Origin of the sequence: Taklimakanibacter albus, from assembly GCF_016595235.1 — a bacterium.
Taxonomy (GTDB): domain Bacteria; phylum Pseudomonadota; class Alphaproteobacteria; order Rhizobiales; family Aestuariivirgaceae; genus Taklimakanibacter; species Taklimakanibacter albus.
In genome coordinates this window covers 1,438,881-1,452,534 of record NZ_JAENHL010000007.1, presented here as the reverse complement: position 1 = coordinate 1,452,534, position 13,654 = coordinate 1,438,881, and the positions used below count along the sequence as shown (strand labels likewise).

Annotated in this window: 14 protein-coding genes; 6 read left to right on the top strand and 8 right to left on the bottom strand. The window is 63.2% G+C overall.

Features of this window, described 5'->3' with window-relative positions:
- Nucleotides 1–86 precede the first annotated feature (86 nt).
- The 5 genes from JHL16_RS18520 to mmsB all read left to right on the top strand — a co-directional run bounded on the left by JHL16_RS18520 (nt 87) and on the right by mmsB (nt 6,848).
- A complete protein-coding gene (locus tag JHL16_RS18520; protein WP_200186333.1) occupies nt 87–1,694 on the top strand; it encodes a carboxyl transferase domain-containing protein in 1,608 nt (535 codons plus the stop codon).
- A gap of 3 nt (nt 1,695–1,697) precedes the next feature.
- A complete protein-coding gene (locus JHL16_RS18515) occupies nt 1,698–3,680 on the top strand; it encodes an acetyl/propionyl/methylcrotonyl-CoA carboxylase subunit alpha (protein WP_200186332.1) in 1,983 nt (660 codons plus the stop codon).
- Nucleotides 3,681–3,758: 78 nt separating this feature from the next.
- The gene (locus JHL16_RS18510) at nt 3,759–4,904 is read left to right on the top strand and encodes an acyl-CoA dehydrogenase family protein (RefSeq protein ID WP_200186331.1); all 1,146 of its coding nucleotides are present in this window, start codon (nt 3,759–3,761) and stop codon (nt 4,902–4,904) included.
- Nucleotides 4,905–4,910: 6 nt separating this feature from the next.
- Nucleotides 4,911–5,948, top strand: a complete 1,038-nt coding sequence (locus JHL16_RS18505; RefSeq protein WP_200186330.1) for an enoyl-CoA hydratase/isomerase family protein — start codon at nt 4,911–4,913, stop codon at nt 5,946–5,948.
- Between the two features lie 15 nt (nt 5,949–5,963).
- Nucleotides 5,964–6,848 carry a 3-hydroxyisobutyrate dehydrogenase gene (gene mmsB / locus JHL16_RS18500; protein WP_200186329.1) on the top strand — a complete coding sequence of 295 codons (885 nt, stop codon included), beginning with the start codon at nt 5,964–5,966 and terminating at the stop codon, nt 6,846–6,848.
- Between the two features lie 3 nt (nt 6,849–6,851).
- Here the strand turns inward: mmsB and JHL16_RS18495 are convergent, their stop codons facing one another.
- Together JHL16_RS18495 and JHL16_RS18490 are read right to left on the bottom strand one after the other, a co-directional pair.
- Nucleotides 6,852–7,460 carry a glutathione S-transferase family protein gene (locus JHL16_RS18495; RefSeq protein ID WP_200186328.1) on the bottom strand — a complete coding sequence of 203 codons (609 nt, stop codon included), beginning with the start codon at nt 7,458–7,460 and terminating at the stop codon, nt 6,852–6,854.
- Between the two features lie 27 nt (nt 7,461–7,487).
- Entirely contained in the window at nt 7,488–7,946 is a 459-nt protein-coding gene (locus JHL16_RS18490; protein ID WP_200186327.1) for an SRPBCC family protein, read from the bottom strand.
- A gap of 98 nt (nt 7,947–8,044) precedes the next feature.
- Between JHL16_RS18490 and JHL16_RS18485 the strand changes: the two genes are divergently transcribed.
- A complete protein-coding gene (locus tag JHL16_RS18485) occupies nt 8,045–8,563 on the top strand; it encodes a winged helix-turn-helix transcriptional regulator (protein WP_200186326.1) in 519 nt (172 codons plus the stop codon).
- Here JHL16_RS18485 and JHL16_RS18480 read toward each other — a convergent pair.
- The 6 genes from JHL16_RS18480 to JHL16_RS18455 all read right to left on the bottom strand — a co-directional run bounded on the left by JHL16_RS18480 (nt 8,560) and on the right by JHL16_RS18455 (nt 13,638).
- The gene (locus tag JHL16_RS18480) at nt 8,560–10,107 is read right to left on the bottom strand and encodes an MFS transporter (protein ID WP_420884549.1); all 1,548 of its coding nucleotides are present in this window, start codon (nt 10,105–10,107) and stop codon (nt 8,560–8,562) included. The genes JHL16_RS18485 and JHL16_RS18480 overlap by 4 nt on opposite strands.
- A gap of 72 nt (nt 10,108–10,179) precedes the next feature.
- Nucleotides 10,180–10,971, bottom strand: a complete 792-nt coding sequence (locus JHL16_RS18475; protein WP_200186324.1) for an SDR family NAD(P)-dependent oxidoreductase — start codon at nt 10,969–10,971, stop codon at nt 10,180–10,182.
- Nucleotides 10,972–10,996: 25 nt separating this feature from the next.
- Entirely contained in the window at nt 10,997–11,350 is a 354-nt protein-coding gene (locus tag JHL16_RS18470) for a DUF1428 domain-containing protein (RefSeq protein ID WP_200186323.1), read from the bottom strand.
- Between the two features lie 32 nt (nt 11,351–11,382).
- Entirely contained in the window at nt 11,383–12,648 is a 1,266-nt protein-coding gene (locus tag JHL16_RS18465) for an RNA polymerase sigma factor (protein WP_200186322.1), read from the bottom strand.
- Between the two features lie 102 nt (nt 12,649–12,750).
- Nucleotides 12,751–13,176: a YciI family protein gene (locus JHL16_RS18460; RefSeq protein WP_200186321.1), complete on the bottom strand. Its 426-nt coding sequence runs from the start codon at nt 13,174–13,176 to the stop codon at nt 12,751–12,753.
- A gap of 21 nt (nt 13,177–13,197) precedes the next feature.
- Nucleotides 13,198–13,638, bottom strand: coding sequence for a VOC family protein (locus JHL16_RS18455; RefSeq protein ID WP_200186320.1), 441 nt, complete (start codon nt 13,636–13,638; stop codon nt 13,198–13,200).
- Nucleotides 13,639–13,654 lie beyond the last annotated feature (16 nt).

Sequence of the window (13,654 nt, the reverse complement as noted above, 5' to 3'; positions counted from 1 at the left end):
TTCCGGGTAGACCACCCGACCCCCACCCCAGCCCCTCCCCACAAGGGGGAGGGGAAAGAAGTCTGTGCGTTTCGGAAGCACTCTCCATGACCCATCTCAAAAGCGATATCGATCCCGGCTCCGACAAGTTCCAGCGCAATACCGAGCATATGCAGAGTCTCGTCGAGGACCTGCGCAAGGTGTCCGGCCATATCATGCAAGGCGGGCCCAAGGCGTCGCGCGACAAGCACGAAGCGCGTGGCAAGCTGCTCCCCCGGGAACGTGTGCTCAGGCTGCTCGACCGCGGCTCGCCCTTCCTCGAGGTAGGTCATCTTGCGGCGCATAAGATGTATCACGGCGAAGTGCCCTCGGCCGGTCTCATCGCCGGCATCGGGCGGGTCTCGGGCCGCGAATGCATGATCGTGTGCAATGACGCGACGGTGAAGGGGGGCACTTACTACCCGCTCACCGTCAAGAAGCATCTTCGCGCCCAGGAGATCGCCGAGCAGAACCGGCTCACTTGCGTCTATCTGGTCGATTCCGGCGGCGCCAATCTGCCCAATCAGGACGAGGTGTTTCCCGATCGCGACCATTTCGGCCGCATCTTCTTCAACCAGGCCAATATGTCGGCCAAGGGCATCCATCAGATCGCGGTGGTGATGGGCTCCTGCACGGCGGGCGGTGCCTATGTGCCGGCGATGGCGGATCAGAGCATCATCGTGCGCGAGCAGGGCACGATCTTTTTAGGCGGCCCTCCTTTGGTGAAGGCGGCGACCGGCGAAGTGGTGAGTGCTGAGGATCTGGGCGGCGCCGATGTCCATACACGACTTTCGGGCGTCGCCGATCATCTGGCGCAGAATGACGAGCACGCGCTTCTGCTCGCCCGGCGCGCCGTCGCCAATCTGCAGATCCGCAAGCCCGGCGATCTCGTGCTGCGCGAGGCGAAACCGCCGCAGTATGATCCTGCCGAGCTCTATGGCGTCATGCCGCCGACCTCGCGCGAGCCCTTCGATGTGCGCGAGGTGATCGCGCGCCTCGTCGATGACAGTGCGTTCGATGAGTTCAAGGCGCTTTATGGTAAGACTCTGGTCTGCGGCTTTGCGCATATCGCCGGCATGCCCGTCGGCATACTCGCCAATGACGGCATCCTGTTCTCGGAATCGGCGGTCAAGGGTGCGCATTTCATCGAGATCTGCTGCCAGCAGCGCATCCCGCTTCTGTTCCTGCAGAACATCACCGGCTTCATGGTCGGGCGCAAATATGAAAATGAAGGCATCGCCAAACATGGCGCCAAGCTCGTGACCGCGGTGGCGACCGCGCAGGTGCCGAAGGTCACGGTGATCATCGGCGGCAGCTTCGGCGCTGGCAATTACGGCATGTGCGGCCGGGCCTATTCACCACGCTTCTTATGGATGTGGCCTAATGCGCGCATCTCGGTGATGGGCGGCGACCAGGCTGCCAATGTGCTGGCCACCGTCAAGCGCGACGGCTTTGCGGCGAAAGGCGAAAGCTGGAGCGCCGAGGACGAGGAAGCTTTCAAGGCGCCGATCCGCGAGCAATATGAACATCAGGGCCACCCCTATTTCGCCTCGGCGCGCCTGTGGGACGATGGCGTCATCGATCCCGCCGAGACGCGCCGGGTGATTGCGCTCAGCCTGTCGGCCGCGCTCAATGCACCGATCCCCGAAACCCGCTTCGGCATTTTCAGGATGTAGCCCATGCTGAAGTCAGTTCTCATAGCCAATCGCGGCGAGATCGCCTGCCGGGTCATCAAAACGGCGAAGCGCCTGGGCTTGCGCACCATCGCGGTCTACTCGGATGCCGACGCCGATGCGCTGCATGTCGCCCTGGCCGACGAGGCGGTGCGGATCGGCGGGCCTTTGGCGCGCGACAGCTATCTCAAGATCGATGCCGTCATCCAGGCGGCGAAACAGACCGGCGCGCAAGCCATTCATCCGGGCTATGGTTTCCTCTCCGAGAACGCAAAATTCGCCGAGGCTTGCGCCGAGGCGAAGATCGCCTTTGTCGGGCCGCCGGCCTCGGCCATCCGCGCGATGGGCGGCAAGAGCGAGGCCAAAGCGCTGATGGCCAAAGCGGGCGTGCCTCTGGTGCCCGGCTATCACGGTGAAGATCAGGATCCGGCGACGCTCGAGGCGGCCGCCGACAAGATCGGCTACCCCGTGCTGATCAAAGCCTCGGCCGGCGGTGGCGGCAAAGGCATGAAGGTGGCTGAGAGCAAGGGCGAGTTTCGTGACCAGCTCGCTTCAGCCAAACGTGAGGCGCTGAATTCCTTCAGCGACGATCGCGTTCTCGTCGAGAAGTACTTGGCGCGGCCGCGCCATGTGGAGATCCAGGTCTTCGCCGACAGCCATGGCAATTGCGTCTATCTGTTTGAGCGCGATTGCTCGATCCAGCGTAGGCATCAGAAGGTGATCGAGGAGGCCCCGGCTCCCGGCATGACGGCGGCGCTGCGCCAGCGCATGGGCGAGGCTGCGGTCACGGCGGCGAAATCGATTGGTTATGCCGGCGCCGGCACGGTCGAGTTCCTGCTCGACGTGGACGGTTCCTTCTATTTCATGGAGATGAATACGCGCCTCCAGGTCGAGCATCCGGTGACTGAGTTCATCACCGGCCTCGATCTCGTCGAATGGCAGCTGCGGGTGGCCTCCGGGGAAAAACTGCCGCTCGCGCAGGATCAACTCGTCCTCACCGGACATGCGCTCGAAGTGCGGCTCTATGCCGAGGATCCCGACCGTGAATTCCTGCCGCAGACCGGACGCATCAGCCATCTGCGCTTCCCCACCGAAAATGCGCATGTGCGTGTCGATACCGGCATCACCGAAGGCAAGGCGATCAGTACTTACTACGACCCGATGATCGCCAAGCTCATCGTCTGGGACCACGACCGCGACGCGGCGTTGGCGCAATTACGCCGGGCGTTGGGAGAGACCGAGATTGCCGGCCTCGTCACCAACACCGCTTTCCTCATGCGGCTCGCTGCGAATAAATCCTTTGCCAAGGCCGAACTCGATACCGGCTTCATCGGCCGGCATGAGAAAGAGCTTCTGCCCAGCGTGCCGCCGGCGGGCGATGAGGTGCTGATGCTCGCCGCCACCGGCCTTTTGCTGAGCGAACGAACCGATTCCGCTGACGACCCCTGGTCGCAAAGGGACGGCTGGCGGCATTATGGCGGCAGCCAGGACCATCTGAATCTCATCGATGTGAGCGGCGGCCAAGCGATCCACAAGGTCGTCTTCGACTATGCCAAAGACGGCTTCGTCTTCCATTTCAAAAAGGCGACTGTCGCGGTGAAAGCCACGCTGTCGTCCGAAGGCCGTCTCATTGCCGATCTCGGTGGGCGCCGTCTAGCCGCCGGCTTCGCCCGTAAGGACGATGACATCACGCTTTTCCTCGATGGCGTGAGCTATCGGCTGAAACAGGCGCCGATCGCCATCGAAGAAGAAAGTGGCGAGGCGACGGCCCTCAAGATCACCGCCCCCATGCCCGGCCGAATCATCGCCGTCCATGTGGCGGCGGGCACACAGGTCGAGAAAGGGGCGCCCCTCATCGTCCTGGAAGCGATGAAAATGGAGCATGTGCTGAAGGCAGGACATGCCGGCAGGATCGAAACCATCGGCTGCAAGCCGGGCGATCAAATTCGCGAGGGCCAGGAGCTTGTACGCTTTGCTGCGCCGGCCTGAGGCTGACATGAGCGTCAGGCACATCGGATGATCGAAAAGCGCTTCGCACTTTTCATTCCGATGCTCTAAGGTCGACCTATGGATTTCGCGCTGACAGACGATCAGGCCCAGATCAGGGACATGGTGCGGGGGTTCGCGGCCGAGAAGATCGCTCCTTACGCCGCGCAATGGGAAAACGAAAAGGCCATTCCACGCCAGATCCTCAAGGAGGCGGCGGAGCTGGGCCTTGCGGCGATCACGGTCCGCGAGGAAAGCGGCGGCTCCGGCCTGTCGCGGGTCGAGTCGGTCCTCATTTTCGAAGAACTTTCCTATGCCGATCCGGTGGTGGCGAGCTTTCTCTCCATCCACAATATGTGCGCCTGGATGATCGACAGCTATGGGTCGACCGAGCAACGTCAGGTCTGGTTGCCCAAGCTTTGCGCCATGGAGCAGGTGGCGAGCTATTGCCTGACCGAGCCCAGCTCGGGCTCCGATGCGGCGGCGCTCAAGACGAAAGCGGTCAAGGACGGCAACAGCCATTACCGCCTCACCGGCTCAAAGGCCTTCATTTCGGGTGGCGGCTATTCCGATCTCTATCTGGTCATGTGCCGCACCGGCGAAGAGGGGCCCAAGGGCATCTCCTGCATCCTCGTCGAGACCGGCACCGAGGGTCTAAGCTTCGGCGCCAATGAGAGAAAAATGGGCTGGCATGCCCAAGCGACGGCGATGGTCAATCTCGATCAGGCGCGCGTCCCGGCGACCCATCTGATCGGGGCCGAAGGCCAGGGCTTCTCGATCGCCATGAACGGGCTCAATGGCGGCAGGCTCAATATCGCCGCCTGCAGCCTCGGCGCAGCGCAGTCCGCCCTCGACAAGGCGCTCGCCTATATGAAGGAGCGCAAGGCCTTCGGCCGCAATCTGGCGCAATTCCAGGCCCTGCAGTTCAAAATCGCCGATATGGAGACGGAATTACAGGCGGCGCGCGTCTTTCTCTATCATGCCGCCTGGAAACTCAGCACCAATGCTCCCGATGCGCGGAAATTCTGCGCCATGGCCAAACGTTTGGTTACCGACACGGGCTTCCGGGTCGCCAATGAGGCGCTGCAGATCCACGGTGGCTATGGCTATCTTGCCGATTTCGGCATCGAAAAGATCGTGCGCGACCTGCGCGTCCATCAAATCCTCGAGGGCACCAATGAGATCATGCGGCTTATCGTTGCGCGCGACATGCTGGGTGGTGATTAGCCCGCGATGACAGCCGATATCATTGCCCGCGTCGACGGCGCCGCCGGACGCATCACCCTGAACCGGCCCCGAGCGCTCAACGCCCTCAATCATCCGATGGTGCGCGCCATTACGGCGGCGCTCACCGAATGGCGGGACGACGACCGGGTCAAGCATGTCGTCATCGACGGCGAGGGCGAGCGGGCTTTCTGCGCCGGCGGGGACATCCGCGCCGTCTATGAAATGATCCCGACCGCCCCCGACGCGGCACGCCAATTCTGGCGTGAGGAATATCAGCTCAATGCGATGATCGCGCGTTATCCCAAGCCCTATGTGGCGATCATGGATGGCTTCTGTCTCGGCGGCGGTGTGGGACTGTCCGGCCACGGATCGCACCGTATCGTCACCGAGCGCTCGGTGGTCGGCATGCCGGAAACGGCGATCGGCTTCACGCCGGATGTCGGCGGCTCGCTGTTGCTGGCGCGGGCGCCCGGCCATGCCGGTGAATATATGGCGGCGACTGCCTATCGGATGACCGCGGCGGACGCGATCTATGCCGGTTTCGCCGATACTTTGATCTCCGGCGCCGACCGGGTGGGCCTCACCGCGCAGCTTTGCGAGGGACGCGCCGCCGATGAGGCCCTCGCCGCGGCCGCCATCTATTCGGGCTTGAGCGATCTCGCCGCGCGGCAGGCGCGGATCGACCGCGCCTTTGGCGCAGCCACGGTCCAGGAGGCGGTCCGCCGTCTCGAGGAAATGGCAGAGCCCTGGGAGCAGGAAGCGCTCAAGAAGGTCGCCGTACATTCGCCGACGGCACTCGCGGCGGCACATGTCTCGGTGCGGCAGGCCCGCAATTTCACGACCATCGAACAAGCGCTCGATCATGAATATCGCTATGCCTATCGCGCCGTCGATCTGCATGATTTCCGCGAAGGGGTGCGGGCGCTGATCGTCGACAAGGACGGCAAGCCCGACTGGCGTCCGCCGCGGCTTGCCGATATATCGATGCATGATATCGAAGCCCTGTTCGCGCCGATCGGCGACAACGAATTGGGGCTCGCTTAGGGGAGTTGCTTCGCCATGAGGATAGCATTCATCGGTCTCGGCAATATGGGTGGACCCATGGCGGCGAATCTCGCCGCCAAGGGATTCGCGGTGAAAGGCTTCGACATCGTGGCGGCCAATCTCGACAAGGTCGCCGAGCAGGGCGTGGTGGCGGCGCGCAGCGCGGTTTCCGCGGTCAAGGATGCCGAGGTCGTGATCACCATGGTGCCGGCCGGGCAGCATGTGCTCGATCTCTATCGCGCCATCCTGCTGCCGGCGCCACGCGGGGCGCTGTTCATCGACTGCTCGACCATCGATGTGGCGAGTGCGCGCGAGGCGCATGCGATGGCGAAAGGCGCCGGCATGCAGAGCCTCGACGCACCCGTGTCGGGCGGCACCGCGGGTGCTGCCGCGGCGACCCTTACTTTCATGGCAGGCGGCGATGCCGAGGCCTTCGAGCGTGGCAATCCCGTTCTGGCGGCGATGGGCAAACGTATCGTCCATTGCGGCGGTCCGGGCGCCGGCCAGGCGGCGAAGATCTGCAACAACATGATCCTCGGCATATCGATGATCGCGGTGTCCGAGGCCTTCGTGCTGGCGGAGAAACTCGGTCTCGAGGCGCAGGCGCTTTACGACGTCGCCTCGGCCGCGTCCGGCCAGTGCTGGTCGCTCACCACTTATTGCCCGGTGCCGGGTGTCGGGCCCGCATCGCCTGCCGACAATGGCTACAAGCCCGGTTTTGCCGCCGCCCTCATGCTGAAGGACCTGGCGCTCGCCCAGCAGGCGGCGGAGGCCTCGGGGGCGGCGACGCCGCTCGGCGCCCATGCCGAGCAGCTTTATCGTGAATTCAACACGGCCGGCGGCGGGGAGAAGGACTTCTCAGCCATCATCCGTCATCTCGCCGCGGCGCCGCGGAGCTAAGTCTCAGGCGTTCCAGCTTGGACGCTCATGCAGGCTCTTGCTCCAGCGCTGCACATGCGACAGCGTTGCCGGAACCTCGAAGTCGAAGACCTCGGCTATCCACAGCGTGACCATGCCGCTGATATCGGCCATCGAGAATTCATCGCCGGCGAGATAGGGCCGGCCGTCGCTCATTTCGCGGTCGAGCCAGGCCCATTTCACCGGGATCGCCTGGCGCTGCGCCTCGGCGAAGGCCGGGACCTGGGTTTGGCGCTCCTTGAAGAATTCATCGGTGTGGAGGACGACATTGCCCATGGTGGCGAATACTTCCTGCTCCATGCGGCGGTTCCACATCTCGACCTTGCCCTGGCTCTTGGCGTCGGCGCCGAACAGCGATGGCGTGGGATGGAGGGCTTCCAGAAACCGGCAGATGGCGACGCTTTCGGTGACGACGTCGCCGTCATCGAGCTCGAGCACCGGTACCTGGCCCAGTGAATTGAGCTTCAGAAATTCCGGCGATTTGTGCTCGCGCGTGCCGAAATCGATCGGAACGATCGGCAGCTCGATGCCTTTCTCGGCCATAAAAATGCGGACGCGATAGGAATTGGGGCCGGGGGCCGAATAGAGCTTCATGTCTTCCTCCTTTGAAATTTAAGCAGATCACTGCTGCGTGAGAACGCGGCCGAGCGTGTCGAGCAAATAGCTGCAACCCTCCTCGCGGCTTTTGCAGGTGTCGGCGCCATCGAGAAAGGACGCCTGCTCGGTATAGATGAGCTTTGTGCCCTGGCCGTCAGGCAGGAATTCGACTGTGGCAAGAGAGGCCGAAATCCGCTTGCCGTCGATGATCATGCAATAGGACAGGACGAGGCGCTTGTCCGGCACGACGTCGAGATAGATCGTCTCGTTGCGTATGGGCGCGCCACCTTCGAAGCGGAAGGTGCCTTCCTCTCGGCCGCCTTCGCGGACATCGAGCGTGTAGCTGTCGGTGGTCCAGCCTTCGCCCTCGGCGAACCAGCGGCGCTTGATGTCGATATCGGTGAAGGCCTGGAAAACCTGGGCCGGCGCTTGGTAAAAGCTACGCTCGAGGGTGAAAGTCGCGGGTTCGACGGTGCGGTTCATGCTGAAAATCCCCTGTTAACCAGTTGTGAAAAGCAACTGGTTGCAAGATATCTAAACTGGTGAGATAATGCAACCGGTTTTTTGGAGATTTTCATTTCATGAGCGCTGATCACCGGTCTGACTGTCCCATCAATCTCACTCTCGAAGTGCTGGGCGACAGATGGAGCCTGCTGATCATCCGCGACATCATCTTCGGCAATAAGCGGCACTTCCGCGAGCTGCTCACCCAGTCGATCGAGGGCATCGCGTCGAACATCCTGGCCGACCGGCTGAAGCGTCTGGTCGAGGAGGGCGTGCTCAGCAAGGCGGATGATCCGAGCCATAAGCAGAAGGCGGTCTACAGCCTCACCGAAAAAGGCATCCAGCTTCTGCCGGTGCTGGCGCAGATGGCGGTCTGGGGCCGCAAGCATATGCCGGCGAGCGAGGAGCTCGCGATCCGGGCGCAGCTTCTCGATGAAGGCGGCCCGCCGCTGTGGGCCGACTTCATGAAGGAATTGCGCGAGCGTCATCTGGGCATCCCGTTGAAGGCGCCGCGCGGCTATGTCCCTGTGTTCCAGCGGCTGCAGGCGGCCTATGAAGAAGTGGTCGCCCGCCAGAAAGCCATGCAGCGAAGCTAGTTATGATGCGCGGCGGGCTCTACCCGGCGCAGCATGAAGGCGGCGAGCAAAGCGGCGGTGAGCGCAATAACGGCGCAGATCACCGCGGTGATCACCAAAGCTTCGGTGAAAGCCGTGCGCGCCGCGGCGAGGATGAGGGCGCCCGTTTCTCCCGGCAGTTCAGCCGCGACGGCGACGGCGCCGCCGAGTGTGCCTAAGGCTGCTTCCGCCGCTTCATGCGGCAGGTCGGCTGGAATCACTTTGCTCATGGCGCCGCGATAGATCGCCGTCATGATGCTGCCCAGGACCGCGATGCCGAGCGCGCCGCCGAATTCGGCGCTGGTCTCGGAAATCGCCGCCGCCGCGCCGGCGCGTTCGGGCGGTGCCGCATTCACCACCAGATCGGTGGTGAGGGTGAAAGCGGGGGCGAGGCCCAGCGACATCAGGATGAAGCCCGCGATCAGGATGGCAAGCCCGTAAGTGCTGTCGATCTGGGTGAGCAGCAGGCAGGCGAGGCCGGCAATGGCGAGGCCGCCCGCCATGACATAAGCGGGGTGGAAGCTGCGCACGATCTTCGGCGCCAGCATCGAGCCCAATATGAAGGAGAGGCCGGAGGGCAGCATCCACAGGCTCGCCTCGAGCGGCCGCATGGCGAGGACGAGCTGGAGATATTGCGAGATGAACAGGAAGAAGCCGAAGGCGACCAGCACGCCCAGCATATAGACGGTGAGCGAGGCGCTGAAGGCCGGCTTGCGGAAAAGCGTGAAATCGATCAACGGGTGGCTGAGCTGCCGCTGGCGCCTGGCGAAGAGGAGGGCGACGGCAACGCCGACGATGACCGACAGGGCAGGCTGCCAGCCCATACCATGCTCGGCGAATTGCTTGAGGCCGTAGATGACCGCCAGGACCGCGATGAGCGACATGGCGGCGCTCGCAATGTCGAGTGGCGTGGCGGTCTCGTCGCGGAATTCCGGCAGCAGGACCGGGGCCACGGCGAGCAGCAGGATCATGATCGGCACATTCACCAGGAAGACCGATCCCCACCAGAAATGCTCGAGCAGCACACCGCCGAAAAGCGGCCCGATGGCGCCACCGACGGAGAAGGCGGCGACCCAGATGCCGATGGCGGTGGTGCGCTCGCGCGGGTCATGGAACATGTTGCGGATGAGCGAAAGCGTCGAGGGCGCCAGCGTCGCGCCGGCGATGCCGAGGATGGCGCGGGCGATGATGAGCGTCACGGCATCGGAGGCAAAGGCGGCGAAGATCGAGGCCAGGCCGAAAGCGACAGCGCCGATCATCAGCAATTTGCGTCGGCCGATGCGATCGCCGAGATTGCCCATGATGATGAGTGAGCCGGCGACGAAGAAGCCGTAGATGTCGATGATCCACAGAAGCTGCGATGCCGAGGGCTTGAGCTGCTCACTCAGCTGCGGCACCGCCAGGTTGAGGACGGTGAGATCCATCGAATAGATGACGCATGGCAAGGCCAGCACGGCAAGGCCGATCCATTCGCGGTTGCCGGCCTTGGCCGGTGCTTCGGTCGTCGTGGTCATCGGTATTTCCAATAGGCTCGTTCGTGAGCGGGCAGTCTAGATAGCGGCTCGCCCGGCACTTGTCAGGAGGCTCGTGTTGCGATTTTAATCCACTAGCGCTCCGCAGGTGAGATTGGCGACGGTGCCGGTCATCGCGCCGGCGCGGTCGGAGGCCATGAAGGCGGCGGTCTGGGCCACCTCGGCAAGCGTCGGATAACGTTTCAGCAATGTCTGCGCCGGCCCGGCCAGCATCTGATCGACCGTGATGCCGGCCTGATCGGCCGAAGGTTGGAATACCGCGCGGGCATGCGACTGGAGCGCCAGCGCTTCCGGCAAGGCATGCGGGCGCAGGCAGACGACGCGGATGCCGGACGGCGCCAATTCGCAGGCGAGAAGGCGCGAAAAGCCTTCGACGGCGGCGCAGGCGGTGCCGAAACCCAGATAGCCGGTGCCGGCGAGACGGCTGCCTGGCGTCGACAAAGTGAGGATCACGCCTGATTTCCGCTGCGCCATGTGCCAGGCGACCGCCTTGGCGGTGATAAAGTTCATCTGCGCGTAAGCCGTAATCGGAAAGGCGAAGTCATCGAGGGAGAGATCGGTGAAGCTCTTGCCCTGGACGTGAAACAGGCCCACTGCGTTGAGCGCGATGTCGATCGCGCCGGCCTTGGCGGCCACGTCATCGGCATGCGCCTTGACCGCTTCCTCGTCCATGACGTCCAGCACCGTGATCTCAGGCCTGCCGCCCTTGGCGGAAATATCGTCTGCCACCTTTTCGAGCTTGGCGAGATTGCGTCCGGCGAGAAAGACCGAAGCACCTTCCGTTGCGAAAGCACGCGCCACGGCGCCGCCCACAGCTCCTCCGCCGCCATAGATGATGGCGGTTTTGCCCTTCAACATGGGATTCCCTCTCTTGAGTCGTCGTCTAGATTTCGAGAAAAGCTTTGAACCCGCCATAGATCAGGCGTTTGCCGTCGAAGGGCAGGTTCTTGTTGTCCATCTGCAGGCGGGGATCCGCCATCACCTTCTTGACGATCCGGTTGCGTTCGGCCCGCGACTTGTAGGTGACCCATGAGAAGATCACCGTTTCGTCGGGCTTCTGCTTCACGCTGCGCGGGAAGGACGTGACCTTGCCCATCGGCACATCGTCGGCGATGCATTCGACATAGCTGACGGCGCCGTGCTCGCGCCACACCTTGCCGGCGCGTTTCGCCATCTTGCGATATTGGGCCATGTTCTTCTTCGGAACGGCAACAATGAATCCATCGACATAGGTCATGTCCAGTCTCCTTCAGATCGGATTGTGATCGGTTATGAATGCCGGCAGGCGTCGGCGCGTCTGAGCAGCAAGGAACGCTCGCGGGCATTCTGCGTCAACGCTGCGGCATGGCGGAACTCCGCCTCGGCCTCGGCGTGGCGGCCGAGCTTCATGAGAAAGTCGCCCCTGACGCTCGGCAACAGATGATAGTTCTTGAGCGTTTCCTCGCCGACAAGCGCATCCACCAGATCGAGCCCGGCTTGCGGTCCGCTCCTCATGGAATGCGCGACGGCACGGTTGAGTTCCACCACCGGCGAGGCTTCGCGCGCCGCCATGATGTCGTAGAGGGCCGCAATGCGTCCCCAATCGGTATCGGATGCCTTGGCGGCGCGGGCGTGACAGGCGACGATCGCCGCCTGAAGGCCATAGCGGCCAAGCTCGGGGTCCAGCGCTTCGGCGCGCGCCAATGCGGCAAGGCCGCGCCGGATGAGAAGCTGGTCCCACAAGGCTCGATCCTGGTCGAGCAGCAGGATCGGCTCGCCGTCGGGTCCGCTGCGCGCATTGAGGCGCGAGGCCTGGATCTCCATCAGCGCCACCAGGCCATGTACCTCGGATTCTTCCGGCATGAGCCCGGCCAGGATACGGCCCAGCCGCAAGGCTTCCTCGCAAAGCTGCGGGCGCATCCAGTCGTCGCCCTGCGTCGCCGCGTAACCTTCGTTGAAGATGAGATAGAGCACCATGAGAACTGAATCGCGGCGTGCCAGCAGCTCGGCGCCGCGCGGCAATTCGTAAGCCACCTGCTTCTCGGCAAGGGTGCGCTTGGCGCGCACAATGCGCTGCGCGATGGTCGTTTCCGTCTGCAGGAAGGCGCGCGCGATCTCCTCGGTGGTGAGGCCGCCGATGAGACGCAAGGTCAAGGCGGTGCGGGCTTCGGTGCTCAGCACCGGATGACAGGAAATGAAAATGAGGCGCAGGAGATCGTCGCCGATCGTGTCGTCGAGGGCCGCGTCCAGTGCTTCGAGCGCTTCCTCCTGCTCGGCATCGCGGCTGCGGCCGATCTCGGCATGTTTGCTGTCGGCCAGCTTCGCCTTGCGGATCTTGTCGATGGCGCGGTTCTTGGCGGCCGTCATCAGCCAGGCGCCGGGTTTTTCCGGAATGCCAGATTTCGGCCATTGCTCGAGCGCCGTCAGCAACGCTTCCTGGGCCAGCTCCTCGGCTTGGCCGATATCGCGGGTGAAGCGCGTCAGGCTGGCGATGAGCTTCGCCTGCTCGATCCTCCAGACGGCGTCGATCGCGCGATGAGTGTCGGACATTGACATGATGCCCGATCAGACCATCTTCGCTCCGATATCGCAAGTTTCGCTTCATTACCAACGCCTTGGGGTTGCCGCCCGCGGCCGGAGCCACGGGCGGATCTTGCGTCACGACTTGGCGAGCTTGTGGGCTTCGGACATGAGCCTTTCCTCCTGCGCCCGAAGCTCGGGCGTGAAGGCCTCGCCGAAATCGTCGGCCTCGAAGACCTGGCGGATTTCAAGCTCAACACCATCGCTCATCGGGCAGCGCTTGACCCATTCGACGGCTTCCGCCATCGACTTCACGCGCCACATCCAGAAGCCGGCAATGAGCTCCTTGGTCTCGGCGAAGGGGCCATCCGTGACCTTGGGCTCGGCTTTGGTGAATTTCACCCGCTTGCCCTTGGAACTCGGATGCAGACCGTCACCAGCCAGCATGATGCCCGCCTTGACCAGCTCCTCGTTGTAATTGCCCATAGCGGCAAGTTCCTCGGTCGTCGGCATGATGCCGGCTTCCGTGTCCTTGTTGGCCTTGACGATCACCATGACTTTCATTCTGCTATTCCTTCTCAATAATCAGGGGGTGGCCGCGGCGACGATCATCCAGCCCACGCCGAACTTGTCGGCGACCATGCCGAAGCTGGTGGCGAAGAAGGTCTTGATCAGCGGCTGCTGCACTTGGCCGCCGGCGCTCAAAGCGTCGAACAGCCGTTTTGCTTCTGCGTCATCCTTGGCCTGAAGGGCCAGCGAGATGCCGGTGAAGCTGGTCTTGCCGGAGCACATGCCGTCGGTCGCCATGATCAGCGTATCGCCGACCTTGAACTCCGAATGCATGATCTTGTCGCCGGGCGGCATGGCGCCCATGTCGGCGCAGCCTTTATCCATTTCCATGGGCTCCATCGGCGGCGCCTCCTGGAAGCGCATCTTCACGCCGACCTTGGCGCCGATCGCCCTGGCGTAGAAATCGAGCGCTTCGTCGGCGCGGCCTTCGAAAGACAAATAGGGTTGGACCTGCATCTTCATACTCCTCTTG